Annotated in this window: 11 protein-coding genes; 5 read left to right on the top strand and 6 right to left on the bottom strand. The window is 51.9% G+C overall.

Translation table 11 applies throughout. The annotated features are described in order from the left end of the window. Nucleotides 1-4 precede the first annotated feature (4 nt). Nucleotides 5-706 (top strand): high-affinity branched-chain amino acid ABC transporter ATP-binding protein LivF, encoded by a 702-nt coding sequence (gene livF / locus Dpoa2040_RS10275; protein ID WP_042867694.1) that lies wholly within the window; start codon nt 5-7, stop codon nt 704-706. Nucleotides 707-776: 70 nt separating this feature from the next. Further along, nucleotides 777-1,961, top strand: coding sequence for a PLP-dependent aminotransferase family protein (locus Dpoa2040_RS10270; RefSeq protein ID WP_168641184.1), 1,185 nt, complete (start codon nt 777-779; stop codon nt 1,959-1,961). A gap of 109 nt (nt 1,962-2,070) precedes the next feature. On the opposite strand, the gene Dpoa2040_RS10265 is transcribed toward Dpoa2040_RS10270, so the two are convergent. Further along, nucleotides 2,071-3,711: a methyl-accepting chemotaxis protein gene (locus Dpoa2040_RS10265; RefSeq protein ID WP_042867698.1), complete on the bottom strand. Its 1,641-nt coding sequence runs from the start codon at nt 3,709-3,711 to the stop codon at nt 2,071-2,073. Between the two features lie 436 nt (nt 3,712-4,147). On the opposite strand from Dpoa2040_RS10265, the gene Dpoa2040_RS10260 reads away from it, so the two are divergent. Then, a complete protein-coding gene (locus Dpoa2040_RS10260; protein ID WP_168641183.1) occupies nt 4,148-4,399 on the top strand; it encodes a hypothetical protein in 252 nt (83 codons plus the stop codon). An 11-nt stretch (nt 4,400-4,410) separates the two neighbouring features. Here the strand turns inward: Dpoa2040_RS10260 and Dpoa2040_RS10255 are convergent, their stop codons facing one another. The 5 genes from Dpoa2040_RS10255 to Dpoa2040_RS10235 form a co-directional block, all read right to left on the bottom strand. After that, the gene (locus tag Dpoa2040_RS10255; RefSeq protein ID WP_168641182.1) at nt 4,411-6,090 is read right to left on the bottom strand and encodes a methyl-accepting chemotaxis protein; all 1,680 of its coding nucleotides are present in this window, start codon (nt 6,088-6,090) and stop codon (nt 4,411-4,413) included. Between the two features lie 452 nt (nt 6,091-6,542). Continuing rightward, nucleotides 6,543-8,171 carry a methyl-accepting chemotaxis protein gene (locus Dpoa2040_RS10250; RefSeq protein ID WP_168641181.1) on the bottom strand — a complete coding sequence of 543 codons (1,629 nt, stop codon included), beginning with the start codon at nt 8,169-8,171 and terminating at the stop codon, nt 6,543-6,545. A gap of 612 nt (nt 8,172-8,783) precedes the next feature. Continuing rightward, nucleotides 8,784-10,463 (bottom strand): methyl-accepting chemotaxis protein, encoded by a 1,680-nt coding sequence (locus Dpoa2040_RS10245; RefSeq protein ID WP_168641180.1) that lies wholly within the window; start codon nt 10,461-10,463, stop codon nt 8,784-8,786. Between the two features lie 483 nt (nt 10,464-10,946). Then, nucleotides 10,947-12,626 carry a methyl-accepting chemotaxis protein gene (locus tag Dpoa2040_RS10240; RefSeq protein WP_168641179.1) on the bottom strand — a complete coding sequence of 560 codons (1,680 nt, stop codon included), beginning with the start codon at nt 12,624-12,626 and terminating at the stop codon, nt 10,947-10,949. 414 nt (nt 12,627-13,040) lie between these two features. Further along, the gene (locus tag Dpoa2040_RS10235) at nt 13,041-14,726 is read right to left on the bottom strand and encodes a methyl-accepting chemotaxis protein (protein WP_168641178.1); all 1,686 of its coding nucleotides are present in this window, start codon (nt 14,724-14,726) and stop codon (nt 13,041-13,043) included. Between the two features lie 813 nt (nt 14,727-15,539). Here Dpoa2040_RS10235 and ugpB point away from each other — a divergent pair. Beyond that, entirely contained in the window at nt 15,540-16,859 is a 1,320-nt protein-coding gene (gene ugpB / locus Dpoa2040_RS10230; protein ID WP_042867711.1) for a sn-glycerol-3-phosphate ABC transporter substrate-binding protein UgpB, read from the top strand. Between the two features lie 73 nt (nt 16,860-16,932). Further along, nucleotides 16,933-17,820 carry a sn-glycerol-3-phosphate ABC transporter permease UgpA gene (gene ugpA / locus Dpoa2040_RS10225; RefSeq protein WP_168641177.1) on the top strand — a complete coding sequence of 296 codons (888 nt, stop codon included), beginning with the start codon at nt 16,933-16,935 and terminating at the stop codon, nt 17,818-17,820. Nucleotides 17,821-17,822 lie beyond the last annotated feature (2 nt).

Here is a 17,822-nt window from a genome sequence, read left to right as displayed (position 1 = left end):
CGTTATGTTGTCATTGAATCAGGTTTCTGCGCACTACGGCAAAATTCAGGCGCTGCATCAGGTTAGCCTGCATATCAATCAGGGTGAAATCGTGACGCTGATTGGCGCCAACGGTGCGGGTAAAACCACCCTGCTAGGCACACTGTGCGGCGAGCCGCGCGCCTCGCAAGGGTCGATCATTTTCGACGGCAAGGACATTACCGACTGGCAGACGGCGCGCATCATGCGCGAAGCTATCGCCATCGTGCCGGAAGGTCGTCGGGTATTTTCCCGCATGACGGTGGAAGAGAATCTGGCGATGGGCGGGTTCTTCGCCAGCCGCGAACAGTATCAGGAGCGCATTGCGCGTGTATATGACCTGTTCCCGCGGTTGTATGAGCGCCGTGCCCAGCGTGCCGGCACCATGTCTGGTGGTGAACAGCAAATGCTGGCGATTGGTCGCGCGTTGATGAGCCAGCCGCGTTTGTTGTTGCTGGACGAACCGTCGCTGGGGCTGGCGCCGATCATCATTTTGCAAATTTTCGACACCATCCAGCAGTTGCGCGAAGAAGGCATGACCATCTTTCTGGTGGAGCAGAATGCCAATCAGGCGCTGCGCCTGGCGGATCGCGGTTACGTGCTGGAAAACGGTCGCGTAGTGCTGGAAGACAGCGGTGAGGCTTTGTTAGCTAACGAAGCCGTGCGTTCTGCCTACCTTGGCGGTTAAACTCTTTCCGGGCCGGATTCCACCGGCCCGTTTTTCTATCATCCTTTCAAAAAAATAAGTGAGATTCGAGATGTCAACGGATGGGTTACTGGCGCAGCGCATGGCGCGCCTGAAAAGCTCCGCGATTCGTGAATTGCTCAAGCACAGCAAAATGGACGGCGTGATTTCGTTGGCGGGCGGCATTCCTTCTGATGCGTTGTTTGATTTCCAGGGCCTGAATGAAGCAACCCAACTGGCGATTACTGAGCAGCCGAAATCGGCGTTTCAGTATGGCCTGACCGAAGGCAGCCCGCTGCTGCGCGAGCGCATCGCTGAGCTGTGCGCCCTGCGTGGCGTGCACGCGCAGGCGCAGGATATTGTGGTCACCGCTGGTTCCCAGCAGGCGCTGGATCTGGTGATGCGCGCCACCGCCAATCCGCAGGATATTTTTGTGGTGGAGCGCCCGACTTATCTGGCGGCACTGCAAACGCTGCAACTGGCGGAAGCGCAGGTGATGTCGGTATCGTCCGACGAAAACGGCATGGTGGTGGATGAGCTGGCAGCACTGCTCGAAACCACGCGCATCAAGGGTGTCTATCTGGTGCCGAACTTCGGCAACCCTAGCGGTGTGACCCTGAGCGACGCGCGTCGCCGCCAACTGGTAGCGCTGGCCGCCCGCCACGATTTCCTGATTGTAGAAGACGACCCGTATGGCGAGTTGCGTTTCACCGAAGAACGCCATGCCACTATTTACCAGTTGGCGAAAGAAGCCGGTCATGCCGACCGCGTGATCTATACCTCGTCGTTTTCCAAAATTCTGGCACCGGGGCTGCGTTTAGGCTGGGCGATTCTGCCGGAATGGTTGCTGCATAACGTGGCGATCATCAAACAGGCTGCCGACCTGCACGCCAGTTCGTTGTCGCAGACTATCGTGGAATACTATCTGGGAAGTGGGCGCTTGCCGGCGCAGATTGACAAAATCCGTCAGGCTTACCGCCAGAAAGGCGAACTCTTGTCTGAATTGATGGAACGTGAACTGGGCGATGTCATCAGCTTCAATCAGCCGAAAGGCGGCATGTTCTTGTGGGCGCGTTTCCGTCAGCCGTTTGATACCACCGCCTGGCTGCAGAAAACACTGGCGCAGGGCGTGGTGTTCGTGCCCGGCGAGTTCTTCTTTGCCGATAAGCCGGACCAGTCAACGCTGCGTTTGTCGTTCGCTACCGCGACCGAAGAGCAGATGCATGAAGCGGTGGCGCGCCTGCGCCGTGCGCTGTAACCGGTATCATGCTTTCTGTGCCGCGTGCGCTTCATATCTGGCGGATGAGGCAGAGGGGAGTAAAAACCCCAGGGTGAAGACAGTGGTTTCACCCTGGGTATTTTATCAATCAATGTATAACCAGATTGTGTCCCATGGGAACATCGGCAATGTGGGCCGGGTCGTTCATATCCAGCCGTCTGCGTGAAATAGTTTCCTCCACCACGAACACTTTGATCACGTCCACCAGATGGGCGGCCTGATGGCTCAGGCTATCGGTCGCAGTGGCCGATTCTTCCACCAGCGCCGCATTCTGATGCGTGACCTGATCCAATTGTGCTACTGCTGTGTTGATTTGTGAGATTCCCAGTTGTTGTTCGCTGGTAGAGATGCCGATTTCACTGATCAGTTCGGCAACCTGTTTGGTCTGTTGCAAGATATCGCTCATGGTGCTGCCTGCATTGGTGACCAGATCAGCTCCTGTTTCGATTTTTTGTACGCTTTCTGTAATCAGGGTTTTAATGTCGTGTGCTGCACTGGCAGCGTGCTGTGCCAGCGAGCGTACTTCACTGGCGACCACGGCAAACCCTTTCCCTTCTTCCCCGGCGCGGGCGGCTTCTACTCCGGCGTTGAGCGCCAGAATATTAGTTTGAAAAGCAATGCTGTCGATCAACTGGATAATATCAACAATCTTTTGCGAGCTATTGCTGATATCGTTCATCACATGAATCACATTGCTGACCACATCGTTAGCTTTGTGGGCTGTGCTGTTGGCATTGCTAGCTAGTTCCGTAACGTGGTGGACAATTTCCACATTATGACTGACCGCGTTGCTGATTTGCTCCATGGATGCTGCAGTCTGTTGCAGGCTGGCGGCCTGCTCTTCGGTACGCTGGCTGAGATCGTTGGTACCGCTGGCTATCTCGCTGGCGCCCATCGCAATCGAATAGCTGCTTTGGCGAACCTGATCGACGATGTGACTTAAACTGTTGCGCATTACCTCAAGGGCTGCCAGTAAACTGTGATTATCGTTTTCCCGCAGCGGTATCGTCAGCGCCAGATTACCTTGTGCGATTTGCTGGGCAATATAAGTGGCTTCAGCCGGTTCTCCTCCGAGCGTTCCTTTGACGTGATGGGTAATCACCCAAGAGATAAGCGCACCGATCATCATGGCCCCGATAGCCAGAGTAAACATCGTATTACCGGCATTGTCTGCCTGAGCTTCCGCAACGGATGCCAGATCGTTGGTGGCATTTTTCTGGTAGGTGACGATGTCATCAATAGCCGCAATCAACTTGTCTTGCGCGGGCTGCATCTCGTTGAGGATGGTATTCCGGGCTTCTTCATTGCGATTGGCCTGCGCCAGTGCAATGGCCTTACTCAGTGCGGCGACTGCCTCTGGTCGGGCATTGGCCAGGTTATTGATAAACTGTTGGCCGCTCGCATCACTGGTCATGGATTTTAATTTAGTGATGATAGCGGCATTTTTTTCCACAGTTTCATCAATTTTCTTTTTCTCCAGACTCATTTTGGTGACATCGGTGAGCATAACCATATTTCGCACGGAATTGGTTATGACGATCATATTATCCTTATAGGATTGTATGAGCAGTAATTTAACGATGCGGTTTTGGGAAAGTGTTTTAATATCTGAACTTAATTCTCGTAGCTGTGTTTTACCGAATGTAGCGACTAAAAATCCGATAATAATGACGACAGCAAAACCTGCGCCAATCATCGTATTGAGTTTCATGTTTTTTAATCTGTTCATCGTGTTCCGTACCTGTGTGTCAATGTCTTCGTTCACATAGGTGATGCAAAGCGCTGTGCCAGAACAAAGGGATACCATCACCGTGTCATATGACATGGTTACCTGATACGCCTGCCATAGATTGTGACTGCGTTATTTCGATTTATATCAAACACACGACCTTCTGCTGGAAAATACTAATAACGAATCTTCTCAGTCCATCAGGTGGGCTCAGGTATGTTACGTTTTTGTATACGGTTATCAGTGCGATGTATTTTGGAAAAAATATCGCCGCACTGTTTTAATCCAGTGAAGACCTATTATCTGGTGTTGGGCTATGACACCGTAGGAAGGTGCATAGAAAGAAAGTCAATCAGGTGTCAGCACTCAAGTCATTCTGATAGGTGCCAGACTGGCAGATGAGGTCTTCCGTGGAAATATTCATTGGGCTGACAATATGACTATGGGAGTAAAACGGTCATTTGTCTATCAAGTGCGATATTTATTTTTTATTAAATTTCCAATTTGTGATTATTTTAATTTTAATTATTATCTGATGATGCAGATGTGCCTTGGCTATTGTGATGCCGGCGTGGCTGGCCGCTTTCTTGCACTTCCCCGTGGTTCAAAAATTAGAGGCCTGGACGTCAGGCGCTTACCTGAGGAAAACCGCCACATCACTGTGGCGGTCAAGGGAGACAATGGTTAGAGAAGCAACGCTTAGAACCGTTCCCAGCCGTTGCTATTGCCGATAGGGCTTGCCAGCGTCAGTTTGATGGGCGCTGGTTTTTTTAATTCCGGCGCAGTGTGCAACTGTCGGCGAGGAGGGGTATTTTCTGGTGTGCGTTCAACGGTAAATACGCTCACCAATTCCACCAGTTTTGTCGCCTGATTGCTCAGGCTGTCGGCTGCACTGGCGGATTCTTCAACCAATGCGGCATTTTGCTGGATGACGCTGTCCATCTGGGCGATGGCCTGATTGATTTGCGAAATCCCTGATTCCTGCTCGTGAGTGGTAACGCCGATTTCGCTGATCAGCTCGGCCACATGCTGTGCCTGGGTGACGACATCCGTCATGGTATCACCGGCGTGCGCCACCAACTGGGAGCCGCTTTCCACCTTCTCCATGCTGCTGGTGATGAGGTCTTTGATTTCACGGGCGGCAGACGCCGAGCGTTGCGCCAGTGAGCGCACTTCCCCGGCCACCACAGCGAAGCCGCGGCCCTGTTCGCCGGCACGGGCGGCTTCCACCGCGGCGTTGAGCGCGAGAATGTTGGTCTGGAAAGCAATGCCGTCAATCACGGTAATGATGTCGCCAATCTTGCGGGAACTGGTGCTGATATCGTCCATGGTGGCGATAACGTTGCGCACCACGTCGTTGCCTTTGGTGGCCGTCTGGCTGGCGGCGATGGCGAGTTGGGCGGCTTCGCGTACCGTTTCACCGTTCTGGCGAATGGTCTGGCTCATCTGCTCCATGGAGGCGGCAGTTTCTTGCACGCTGGCGGCCTGTTCCTCGGTGCGCTGGCTGAGATCAGCGTTACCGATGGCGATTTGCTGCGACCCGATGGCGATGGACTCGCTGCTCTGGCGCACCTGACTAACGATATGGCTGAGGCTGTCGCGCATGGTGCGCATGGAAGCCAGCAGGCTATGCTGGTCGTTGGTTTTCAACTGAACATCCACAGACAAATCACCCTGCGCCACCTGTTCGGCGATATGCGAGGCATAAGCCGGTTCGCCGCCCAGTTGCCCTTTCACCTGGCGGGTAATCAGCCAGGACACCAGAGCTGCCAGCAAGGCGCTGATGGCGGCCACGAGCAACAACAGCGTACCGGACTCGCGGGCACCCTCCATGAAGCTCAGAGACATGGCGATAGTGTCATTCTTGTGTCGGTTGATCATGGTATCCATCACGTTGAATAGTGTGGCCTGCGTGGTCAGCAGATCGCCTAAAATAAATGCTCTCGCTTGCTCCTGTTGGCCGGACAGGCTCAGTTCCATCACTTTGCGCACCGCATTGGAATAAGGTGGGCGTGCCTGATTGAGCTGCGCCAGCAATTCACGTGACTGTTTCCGTTTCAGCCTTTCATCCAACAGCTTGAGCAAGCGGTTGTTTTGGTCGATTAACTGCTCAAGATCGTGTTTTTCCTGAGCGAGATGAGTCGCGTCAGTCTGTATTGCGCTTTCCCTAACAATGCGGGCAGCTGCATTCATGTTGTCTTTAATGTCCTGCATAATAATCAGGTTATTCAAACGATTATTGGACAGATAATCCAGATTATCGCCTATATGAATTAACTGATTGCGTCCAAAAATCGCGATGATAAAACTGATCAAAATGACCAGTGTAAAACCCGACCCAAGCATCGTGCTGAGTTTCATGTTTTTTAGTGTTTTCATTATGTACCTTATTCTATTTTAGTGTTGCCGTCGTATTTGGCGTTGCCGTAATAAATGGGTTCGCCTCCCTGGTGTGAAGCGAATGTGTATATTGGTTAGCCATGAGAATGGCGACAAAACGTAGCCGAAATACTCCATGGCAGATTGAACTCAACCTTTCATTAGTGGGTAAGTTAATGATTTTTTAGTTAATTAATTTTTTAACAAAATATATTCCGGTTTTTATCGATATGGCACGTGAAAAAACAAGCAAAAATAATCGTAGATTTTTAATTTCCTGATAAAACATCATCCGTTAAAATATTTAATAAATTTATATGACGTAATAAATATATGTTCATGGGCAAAAAAGATGAAACCTAAAATGTGAAATATAATGGTATATAAGGGGAGTTGGCATCTGTCTTCCTCTTCCCCAATGTATTAATCAGAATGACGTGTTATACGCTGGATTAGCGTGATGCAACCGCCAGTCTTAAATCAGTATGGGGGTGATATTCGGCATATTGATGTTGCTGGTGATTATCTGTGACCACGAAGACATTCATCAACTGCACCAGATGACGGGCCTGAGCACTCAGGCTATCGGCGGCGCTGGCCGATTCTTCCACCAGCGCGGCGTTTTGCTGGGTAACCTGATCGAGCTGGTTGACCGCTTGGTTAATCTGGCTGATGCCTGACTCCTGTTCGGTTGTGGTAATGCCGATTTCACTGACCAGCTCAGCGACGCGCCGTGCCTGCGTTACGATGTCATCCATGGTCGCACCGGCGTGGCCGACCAACTGCGTGCCATTTTCCACTTTTTCCATGCTTTCGGTGATCAGCGCCTTAATTTCACGGGCAGCAGATGCCGAGCGCTGCGCCAGCGAACGCACTTCACCGGCGACCACCGCAAAACCGCGGCCTTGTTCGCCGGCACGGGCGGCTTCTACCGCTGCATTCAGCGCCAGAATATTGGTCTGGAAAGCGATGCCGTCGATCATGCTGATGATGTCGCCGATCTTACGTGAACTGGCAGTAATATCGTCCATGGTACGGACGACACTACCCACCACTTCGCTGCCTTTGGCGGCGGTATCGCTGGCATGAGTGGCGAGCTGTGCGGCTTCACGCACTGTTTCACCGTTCTGGCGGATGGTCTGGCTAATCTGCTCCATGGAGGCGGCGGTTTGTTGCAGACTGGCGGCCTGCTCTTCGGTGCGACTGCTCAGGTCGGCGTTGCCCATGGCAATTTGCTGGGAGCCGGTAGCGATGGATTCGCTGCTCTGGCGCACCTGGTTGACGATATGGCTGAGGCTATCACGCATGGTGCGCATAGCGGCCAGCAGGCTGCGCTGGTCGTCAGTCTTGAGCATCACATCCACAGACAGGTCGCCCTGTGCCACCTGTTGGGCGATATGAGAGGCATAAGCGGGTTCACCGCCCAGTTGCCCTTTAATACGACGAGTGATCAACCCGGCGATCAGGCTACCAGCAAGGGCAATCAATGCTGCCAGCGATAACATCAGTATACCGGCATTGCTGGCTTGAGATTCCGAATTGTTAGCCGTCGTGGTGGTGGCGCTTTTTTGGTAGAGCAGCATGGTGTCGATAATTTTGAATAGCGTCTCCTGAGTGCGGCGTACCTCGGTGAGGATTAGGTTTCTTGCCTCGTCGTCTTTGTTCTCCATTCCTTTTTCGATAGCTCTTCTGAGTGCCTCCTGATAAACCGGACGGCTTTGCTCAAGCTGAGTAAGCAGGGTTTTCTGTTCAGGGGTGACCGCTACTTTATGGAGCATGGCAATAATCTCGTCATTTCTGGACTCCACGCCATCAATACGTTGCTTTTCTACCCTCATTTGCTGTGAATCAGAAAGCAATACAATATTCCTGACTACCCTGGCGGTTATATTCAGGTTGTCTTTGTATTCCTGTATCAGCAGCAGATTGGTGATTCTGTCTTTTGATAACATCTGAATATCAGTGCTGAGATGACGTAACTGAAGCTGACCATAAATCGCCACCAGAAAACCGATAGCAATTACCATTGCGAACCCAGTACCCAACATAGAGCTTAACTTCATTTCTTTAAAAAAACGCATAGCGTCACCTTAACTTTATCTTATATAAGATTTATTTTATCCTTGGGATACCTGAAATACTTCACTCTGCGGGCAGGTTAGTTTCGTGGTCTGGCCTATGCAGAGCCGCGGTAAACGCTGCTTATTTCCTGCAATTCGAATTATTTCGGATATAGATAGTGGCTTCCATATAGTGTGTTTTAGGCAATAAAAACCCATTGGCAGAAACGCTTTGCCAGAGAAATATTGGCCTGCAGGTGTATACTAAACCGTTAATTTATTCATAACTCTATTCAAGACAAAAAATCTGCAGCATATTATATTCAGGTATTTTAACTACCTGAAGTGAAGGCTCTTCCTGAACAAATATAAGTATGTAAGGTTTTTGTGGGTTTGTCGACAAACCATAACAATAGCATTTTTTATTTATTAAGATATTTTAATGTAATAGCAATAATGCTATTTATTAAACTTTTTAAAAAATTAATTAAATATATTATGTCGCTAGTGACATTACTCAATGCATTCGAACGGTATTCACTGCCAGTGGTTGGTGTTGATTTTCAGGGAAGAGCGAAAAAGAAACCGCCACATTACTGTGGCGGTCAAGGGCGGGGTAAACGGTTAGCAGAGTCAGAACTGTTCCCAGTCGTTGCTGCTGCTTTTTTTCGCTTTCGCCAGTGCGGGTCGGGAAGGCACCGGTTTTTTTAATGCCGGTAGGGTGCGTGGTGGTTGCTGCCGGGGCGCCGCCGAGGTGTGCTCAATGGTAAATACGCTCATCAGCTCCACCAGTTTTGCCGCCTGGTCGCTCAGGCTGTCGGCTGCACTGGCGGACTCTTCAACCAACGCCGCGTTTTGCTGGGTGACGCCATCCATTTGGGTGACGGACTGATTGATTTGCGAGATACCGGCTTCCTGTTCCTGCGTGCTGATGCCGATTTCGTTAATCAGCTCAGCCACATGCTGCGCCTGAGTGACGATATCGGTCATGGTATCACCGGCGTGCATCACCAGTTGGGAGCCGCTTTCCACCTTCTCCATGCTGCTGGTGATGAGGTCTTTGATTTCACGGGCGGCAGATGCCGAGCGTTGCGCCAGTGAACGCACTTCCCCGGCCACCACCGCGAAGCCGCGGCCCTGTTCGCCGGCGCGGGCGGCTTCCACCGCGGCGTTGAGCGCGAGAATGTTGGTCTGGAAGGCAATGCCGTCAATCACGGTAATGATGTCGCCAATCTTGCGGGAACTGGTGCTGATATCGTTCATGGTGGTGATAACGTTGTGCACCACGTCGTTGCCTTTGGTGGCGGTCTGGCTGGCGGCGGTGGCGAGCTGGGCGGCTTCGCGCACGGTGTCGCTATTCTGGCGGATGGTCTGGCTAATCTGCTCCATGGAGGCGGCAGTCTGCTGCACGCTGGATGCCTGCTCCTCGGTGCGGCGGCTCAGGTCGTTGCTGCCGATGGCGATTTCACTGGAGCCGGTGGAAATGGCGGCGCTGCTGTCATGCACCTGCTGCACAATGCTGCTCAGCCGGGCGCGCATATCGCTCATGGCCGCCAGCAGGCTGGTGGTATCTCCCGGTTGCAGATCAATATTGATGGCGAGGTTGCCGCTGGCAATCTGGCGGGCGATATCAGACGCATAGGCCGGTTCGCCGCCCAGCAGCTTTTTGATTCTGCGGGTGATCAGCCAGGCGATGGCGATCCCCAGTACGGTTGACACGCTGGTGAGCGCCAGCATCAGAATGCCGGCGGCGCGTGCTGAATCACTGGCATCATCAGCAGACTGCCGGGTATCGCTTTTCTGGTAGCTGACCATGTCGTTGATGACTTTTAAGTAATTCTCCTGCGCCGGTTTCACCTCGTTCATGATGACGATTTTGGCTTCATCTGGCTTGTTATTCAGGCTCAGGGCAATGGCTTTTTGCGTGGCGGCCAGACTGGTGGGCCGCGCCTGATTGATGGCATCAAGCAGTGCTTTTTCTTTGGGGGTGGTCGCCAGCTCGGTGATGCGTTTTAGAATTTCACTGTTCCGTGCAATGGTTTTGGTAATTTGTTGTTTATCCCGCTCCACCTGATCCGGTGCGCTAAACAGCGTCAGGTTACGCATCGCAATAGCGGTGCTGTTCAGGTTATCTTTCAGTTCCTGCACCAGCAGCAACCCTTCCAACTGATCGCTGGCTAATGTATTTATATTTTTGCTTTGTTGTCGTAACTGAAACTGTCCATATTCAGAGACGGAAAAGCTGATGGCCAGCACGATGGCAAACCCGATACCGAGCATCGTGGCGAGTTTCAAATTCTTCAGAATACTCATGTTTATCCCCTATATGTTGTTTTTAATCACGACAAACCGGTGCGGATAAAAGAGAAAAAATAGCAAAGCTGCCAGGTCATTTGTGATGTCAGGGATTACTTTAATCGATTAATCTTTGTTATATCTTAAGAACTGAAATGATTTAAATTTTGTGAAATTTTGTTTCCTTTATTTTTGTTGTCGGCATATTGAGCTTTTGGTTTTTATGGTACGAAAATATTATCTATAATAACGTGGGTTATTTTATATCGAGTGATAATATCCAATATTGAGAAAGCGCATTTTTTTAACCATAAAGGCGGGTAGTTTTTTTAAATAATGCCTATCCCAAAGGTGAAATAGTGATACCTGTCATTCTCTGTATTACCGGTATATTGATGGCTTTTCTGCTGTTCAGGTGCAGGTATCAGCGGTCAGAGGTTGGATTAAGCAGAAACCGCCACATTACTGTGGCGGTCAGGGGAGGGGCAAAGGTTAGCAAGGTTAGAACTGTTCCCAGTCGGTGTTGCTGCCTTTGTTTGCCAGTGCCGGTCTGGCAGGGGCCGGTTTTTTTAATGCCGGTGGAGTGTGTGATGGCTGCCGCCGGGAAGACGGGGTGACTGAGGCGTGCTCAATGGTAAACACACTCATCAGTTCCACCAGTTTTGCCGCCTGGTCGCTCAGGCTCTCGGCTGCACTGGTTGATTCTTCCACCAGGGCGGCGTTTTGCTGGGTGACACTGTCCATCTGTGTAATGGCCTGATTGATTTGCGAAATGCCCGATTCCTGCTCCTGTGTGGTGACGCCGATTTCGCTGATCAGATCGGCTACATGCTGTGCCTGGGTGACGATATCCGCCATGGTTTCACCGGCGTGCGCCACCAACTGGGAGCCGCTTTCCACCTTCTCCATGCTGTTGGTGATGAGGTCTTTGATTTCACGGGCGGCAGACGCCGAGCGCTGCGCCAGTGAGCGTACTTCCCCGGCCACCACCGCAAAGCCGCGGCCCTGTTCGCCGGCACGGGCGGCTTCCACCGCGGCGTTGAGCGCGAGAATGTTGGTCTGGAAGGCAATGCCGTCAATCACGGTAATGATGTCGCCAATCTTGCGGGAACTGGTGCTGATATCGCCCATGGTGGTGATAACGTTGCGCACCACGTCGTTGCCTTTGGTGGCCGTCTGGCTGGCGGCGGTGGCGAGCTGGGCGGCTTCGCGTACCGTTTCACCGTTCTGACGGATGGTCTGGCTAATCTGCTCCATGGAAGCGGCAGTCTCTTGCACGCTGGCGGCTTGCTCCTCGGTGCGGCGACTCAGGTCGTTGCTGCCGATGGCGATTTCACTGGAGCCGGTGGAGATGGAGGCGCTGCTGTCATGCACCTGCAGCACAATGCCGCTCAGCCGGGCGCGCATGTCGTTCATGGCCGCCAGCAGGCTGGTGGTATCCCCCGGTTGCATCTCAACGTTGATGGCGAGGTTGCCGCTGGCAATCTGGCGGGCGATGTCAGACGCATAGGCCGGTTCGCCGCCCAGCAGCTTTTTGATTCTGCGGGTGATCAGCCAGGCGATAGCGATTCCCAGTACGGTTGATACGCCGGTGAGCGTCAGCATCAGGATGCCGGCGGTACGTGCTGAATCGCTGGCATCGTCAGCCGAGCGCCGGGTATCGCTTTTCTGGTAGCTGACCATGTCGTTGATGGCTTTGAAGTAATTCTCCTGCGCCGGTTTCACCTCGTTCATGATGACGATTTTGGCTTCATCCAGCTTGTTATCCAGGCTCAGGGCAAGGGCTTTTTGCGTGGCGGCCAGGCTGACGGGCCGCGCCTGATTGATGGCATCAAGCAGTGTTTTTTCTTTAGGGGTGGTCGCCAGCTCGGTGATGCGTTTTAGAATTTCGTTGTTTCGTGTAATGGTTTTGGTAATTAGCTGTTTATCCCGCTCCATCTGATCCGGTGCGGTAAACAGTGTCAGTTCGCGCATCGCAATAGCGATGCTGTTCAGATTATCTTTCAGTTCCTGCACCAGCAGCAGCCCTTCTAATTGGTCGCTGGCTAATGTATTGATATTGCTGCCTTGTTGCCGTAATTGAAGTTGCCCATAGCCGGAAACAAAAAAGCTGATGATCAGTACGATGGCAAATCCAGCACCGAGCATCGTGGCAAGTTTCAAGTTCTTCAGAATACTCATGGTTTATCCCCTATATGTTATGTTTAATCACGACAAACCGGTGCGGATAAAAGAGAACGAATAGCAAAGCTGCCAGGTTATTTGTGATGTCGGGGATTAATCTAACCGATGAATCTTTGTTATAGATTAAGAGCTGTAAAAATTTGGTTAATTATGATTTTTGTTTTTTTTATTCTTTATAATCAATGCATTGATTTTTATTGTTGATGATATTTGTTGTGGATTTTAATAATGGTAAAGTGCGTTATTTTATATCGATTGACGATATTGTAATGTCGAAAAATGGAATGTCTTCAATAACGATAACTATCGCCGTGGATATAGTGCTGGTACCGGAAGTTGGAAAGGGGCGTTAAATAAGTGAGTTGACGAGAAACCGCCACGTTACTGTGGCGGTCAGGGGAGACGTAAAGGTTAGAACTGTTCCCAGTTGTCGCTACTGCCGGCGCTATTTGCCAGCACCAGTCTGGATGGCGTTGGTTTTTTCTGCTCGGTTCCCGGCTTGTGCAGCGAAGGTGGCTGGCGGCCAAACGTATTCTGGATATTGAAGATGCTCATCAGCTCCACCAGTTTTGCGGCCTGGTCGCTCAGGCTGTCGGCGGCGCTGGCGGATTCTTCCACCAGAGAGGCGTTTTGCTGAGTGACCTGATCAAGCTGGTTTACTGCATCATTGATCTGCGAAATGCCGGATTCCTGTTCGTGGGTGGTCACGCCGATTTCACCGATCAAATCCGCCACGTGACGCGCCTGTTTCACCAGTTCGTCGATAGTAGAGCCGGCTTCGCGCACCAGTACTGAACCCACTTCCACTTTTTCGACGCTGGCGGTAATCAACTCTTTGATTTCCTTGGCAGCGGAAGCAGAACGTTGAGCCAGATTTCTCACTTCGCCCGCGACTACGGCAAAGCCTCGGCCCTGTTCGCCGGCACGAGCGGCTTCGACTGCGGCGTTGAGCGCCAGAATATTGGTCTGGAAGGCAATCCCGTCGATAACGCTGATAATGTCGCCAATTTTGTGTGAGCTGGCAGAGATGTCTTCCATAGTACGGACGATGTTGCCGACCGCCTCGCCCCCTTTGGCGGCGGTTGAACTGGCTGACTGTGCCAGTGTGCTGGCATTACGTACCGTATCGCCGTTTTGGCGGATGGTTTGACTCATCTGTTCCATAGAGGCGGCGGTCTGTTGCAGGCTGGCAGCCTGTTCTTCGGTGCGCTGGCTCAGGTCGGTGCTGCCGGCGGCGATTTCACTGGCGCCGGTAGCAATAGATTCGCTGCTCTGGCGCACCTGAGTGACGATTTGCGCCAGTTTTTCGCGCATCTCGTTCATGGCTGCCAGCACGCTGTGGCTATCGCCATTTCGCAGGTCAACGTTGAAAGCCAGATCGCCGTCGGATATACGTTGGGCAACCGTGGCCGCGTAAGCCGGTTCGCCGCCCAACTGCCCTTTGACGGTACGGGTGATGAGCAAGGCGGTTAATGCGCCGAGCACGGTGGCGGCCAGCGCCAGCGCCAGCATCAGCGTGCCGTCAGAACGGGCGCTATGCATGGAGTCCGCCACCACATTCATGGTGATTTTCTTTTGAAAGTCGAGCATGTTGTCCAGTGCTTTGAACACGCCGTCCTGAGCGGTTTGCATGTCGTTGAGGATCAGGTTGCGTGCCTGATTACGCTGTTCCGATTGGTCGGACATCCCCAGTGCGACAGCTTTATTGAAGGCTTGTAAATAAGCCGGGCGCACCTGCGTCAGCTGGTTGAGCTGATCGCGAGTTTCCGGGGTATCCAGCCGTTCCGACAGTTGCTTGAGTACTTCGGTGTTGCGCGCTATCTGCTTGTCGATAAGCTGTTTTTCACGCGCAATGCGTTCGGGATCGTTACTGAGTGCAATATTGCGCACCAGACGGGAGTTGGTATCGAAGCCGGTTTTGGCTTCCTGAATGAGCATCATGTTGGTGAGCGTGGTGTTAGAGAGGTGGTCGATGTGGTCACCCAGTATGACCAGTTGTGTTCGACCAAACACGGCTACCAGCAAGCCTATCACGATGACCAGGGCGAATCCGGCACTCAGCATGGTGCCTAGCTTCATTCTTTTTAGCGCGTTCATAGATATCCTTAACGTTGTTTATTCCATGCGTTCATTTGGGACCTCGTCCAGGAGGTAAGTTAGCTCTGTATAATTTGGGTTAATTCTATTTGGTATGAATGTTTTTTTTAGTTCGTGCGATAGATCTCCTGTTTATTTCGCTTAACTCTCTAAATAAATAGATAGATAATAGTTTTATAAGAAGTGGTAAAAAGAACCACTAAAACAAATAACTAATATAAATAAGTGGTTAGGATTAAAAGCTAGAGTAAAGTTTGTTGGCTAATAAGAGTAAGTAATAGTACGCGTTTTGTCGAATCTAATGTGTTAAGTCCGTAAATAAATTACCAATAAAATAATATTGGGTGATATGTTTACTATTTTCCTTAAGGAACGACAGCAAAAAAGAAATCGCTGTGGTCAGAGAATAAACCACTTTACAGCCGTACTGCTGGTGTGATGCTCAAATAATACCGTTGTTGACATGTTGCGGTGCTGCTTCCGTTTGCTGGTCACTACAGCTAGCGGGTTCTCCATAGAGGCTGGTTCTCCATAGAGAAAGTAAAACTGGCAAGGACGGGTCTATAAGTGCGGTGTTTTTCTACAATTCACTGATTAAAAATAAGAAAATCATTACCTGCCACCTGATTCTTCCGGTCTTTCTTGATAGCGTGCAATCGTATGCATTTGTCATTTTTTTGTCATGAAGTGGTTATTTTTTTGTCATTTTTGCGTGTCATGTTACCTGCCGAATATCAAGGTGCGCTTTTTCGCTCATGGCGCTCACAACGATCAGTACTCGCATCCGCACCCACCATGATCTCAGGAGACAGCATGTTTCAACACGCTATCCGTAAAACCGCCGCCGTTGTCATTATGGCGTTGGCTGCCAGCGCACAGGCGCAGGCGGTTACCGAAATCCCATTCTGGCATTCGATGGAAGGGGAACTGGGTAAGACAGTTAATTCTCTGGCTGACCGTTTCAACCAGACTCACAGTGACGTCAAAATCGTGCCGGTGTACAAAGGCAACTACGAGCAGAGCCTGGCAGCCGGTATCGCCGCGTTTCGTAGCGGCAATGCACCCGCTATCCTGCAGGTGTATGAAGTGGGTACGGCGACTATGATGGCCAGTAAGGCTATCAAGCCGGTATACCAGGTATTCAAAGATGCCGACGTGCCGTTCGATGAGAAAATTTTCGTACCGACCGTTTCCGGTTACTACTCTGATGCCAAAACCGGGCACCTGCTGTCTCAGCCGTTCAACAGCTCCACACCAGTACTGTATTACAACAAAGACGCCTTCAAAAAAGCGGGTCTGGACCCGGAGCAGCCGCCGAAAACCTGGCAGCAGATGGCTGAGTATACCGCCAAACTGCGTGCGTCTGGTATGAAGTGCGGCTATGCCAGCGGCTGGCAGGGCTGGATTCAGATTGAAAACTTCAGCGCCTGGCACGGTTTGCCGATCGCCACTAAAAACAACGGCTTCGACGGTCTTGATGCGGTGCTGGAGTTCAATAAACCGATTCAGGTCAAGCATATTCAGATGCTGGAAGACATGAACAAGAAAGGGGACTTCACCTATTATGGCCGCAAAGACGAGCCGACCGAGAAGTTCTATAACGGCGACTGCGCCATGACCACCGCGTCATCCGGATCGCTGGCGAATATTCGTCAGTACGCCAAATTCAACTACGGCGTGGCGATGATGCCGTATGACGCCGACGTGAAAGGCGCACCGCAGAATGCGATTATCGGTGGTGCCAGCTTGTGGGTGATGAGCGGCAAAGACGCGGCGACCTATAAAGGCGTGGCGGAGTTCATGCAGTTCCTGTCTACGCCGGAAATTGCCGCCGAGTGGCACCAGAAGACCGGCTATCTGCCGATCACCACCGCCGCTTACGAGCTGACCAAACAGCAGGGTTTCTATGACAAGAACCCCGGTGCTGATATTGCCACCCGTCAGATGCTGAACAAAGACCCGCTGCCGTTTACCAAAGGGTTGCGTCTGGGCAACATGCCGCAGATTCGTACCATCGTGGATGAAGAACTGGAAAGCGTCTGGACTGGCAAGAAAACCCCGCAGCAGGCGCTGGATACTGCTGTGGAGCGCGGCAACGCACTGTTGCGTCGCTTCGAACAGGCGAACAAGTAATCATATTCCGGGCCGAAGGGAGTCGGCCACCCCTGTCTTTTCTTGAGAACCCTGTTTTCTGAGAGCCTTGTGCATGAGTGCTTCCCGCCCTGTTTTTGGCCGCAGCCTGTTGCCTTACCTGCTGGTGCTGCCGCAGCTAGCCATTACGGTGATTTTCTTTATCTGGCCTGCCGGGCAGGCGCTCTGGTATTCGGTGCAGAGCGTTGACCCGTTCGGCCTGTCCAGCCAGTTCGTCGGGCTGGAGAATTTCATCAATCTGTTCCACGACAGCTATTATCTTGGCTCGTTTTACACCACGCTGCTGTTCAGCTTTCTGGTGGCGGCATCGGGGCTGATGTTGTCGTTATTTCTGGCCGCGCTGGTGGATTACACCCTGCGTTTCAGCCGCCTGTACCAGACGTTGCTGATTCTGCCTTATGCCGTCGCGCCTGCCGTCGCCGCGGTGTTGTGGATGTTTCTGTTCAACCCCGGTCTGGGGTTGATTACCTGGTTGCTGCACCAGTGGGGCTATGACTGGAACCACGCCCAGTACAGCGGTCAGGCGATGTTTCTGGTGGTGCTGGCGTCGGTCTGGAAGCAAATCAGCTACAACTTTCTGTTTTTCCTCGCCGCGTTACAGTCCATTCCTCGCTCGCTGATCGAAGCGGCGGCGATTGACGGCGCCGGGCCGGTGCGACGTTTCTTCAATCTGGTGTTGCCGCTGATTTCACCAGTGAGCTTTTTCCTGCTGGTGGTCAACCTGACCTACGCCTTCTTCGATACCTTCCCGGTTATCGATGCCGCGACCGGCGGCGGGCCGGTACAGGCGACCACTACGCTAATCTACAAAATTTACCGCGAAGGATTCGCCGGTCTGGATCTCTCCAGCTCGGCGGCGCAGTCGGTGGTGCTGATGCTGGTGGTGACCGTACTGACGGTTGTCCAGTTCCGCTTTGTCGAGCGTAAGGTGAACTATCAATGAGC

The sequence above is a fragment of the Dickeya sp. CFBP 2040 genome, from assembly GCF_012273755.1.
Lineage (GTDB): Bacteria > Pseudomonadota > Gammaproteobacteria > Enterobacterales > Enterobacteriaceae > Dickeya > Dickeya poaceiphila.
This window is presented reverse-complemented; position numbering and strand designations above follow the sequence as displayed.

What these genes read in the sequence shown, in the direction of transcription:
- livF (WP_042867694.1), top strand. Translation starts at nt 5, where the DNA reads ATGTTGTCATTGAATCAGGTTTCTGCGCACTACGGCAAAATTCAGGCG.
- Dpoa2040_RS10270 (WP_168641184.1), top strand. Translation starts at nt 777, where the DNA reads ATGTCAACGGATGGGTTACTGGCGCAGCGCATGGCGCGCCTGAAAAGC.
- Dpoa2040_RS10265 (WP_042867698.1), bottom strand. Translation starts at nt 3,711, where the DNA reads ATGAACAGATTAAAAAACATGAAACTCAATACGATGATTGGCGCAGGT.
- Dpoa2040_RS10260 (WP_168641183.1), top strand. Translation starts at nt 4,148, where the DNA reads ATGACTATGGGAGTAAAACGGTCATTTGTCTATCAAGTGCGATATTTA.
- Dpoa2040_RS10255 (WP_168641182.1), bottom strand. Translation starts at nt 6,090, where the DNA reads ATGAAAACACTAAAAAACATGAAACTCAGCACGATGCTTGGGTCGGGT.
- Dpoa2040_RS10250 (WP_168641181.1), bottom strand. Translation starts at nt 8,171, where the DNA reads ATGCGTTTTTTTAAAGAAATGAAGTTAAGCTCTATGTTGGGTACTGGG.
- Dpoa2040_RS10245 (WP_168641180.1), bottom strand. Translation starts at nt 10,463, where the DNA reads ATGAGTATTCTGAAGAATTTGAAACTCGCCACGATGCTCGGTATCGGG.
- Dpoa2040_RS10240 (WP_168641179.1), bottom strand. Translation starts at nt 12,626, where the DNA reads ATGAGTATTCTGAAGAACTTGAAACTTGCCACGATGCTCGGTGCTGGA.
- Dpoa2040_RS10235 (WP_168641178.1), bottom strand. Translation starts at nt 14,726, where the DNA reads ATGAACGCGCTAAAAAGAATGAAGCTAGGCACCATGCTGAGTGCCGGA.
- ugpB (WP_042867711.1), top strand. Translation starts at nt 15,540, where the DNA reads ATGTTTCAACACGCTATCCGTAAAACCGCCGCCGTTGTCATTATGGCG.
- ugpA (WP_168641177.1), top strand. Translation starts at nt 16,933, where the DNA reads ATGAGTGCTTCCCGCCCTGTTTTTGGCCGCAGCCTGTTGCCTTACCTG.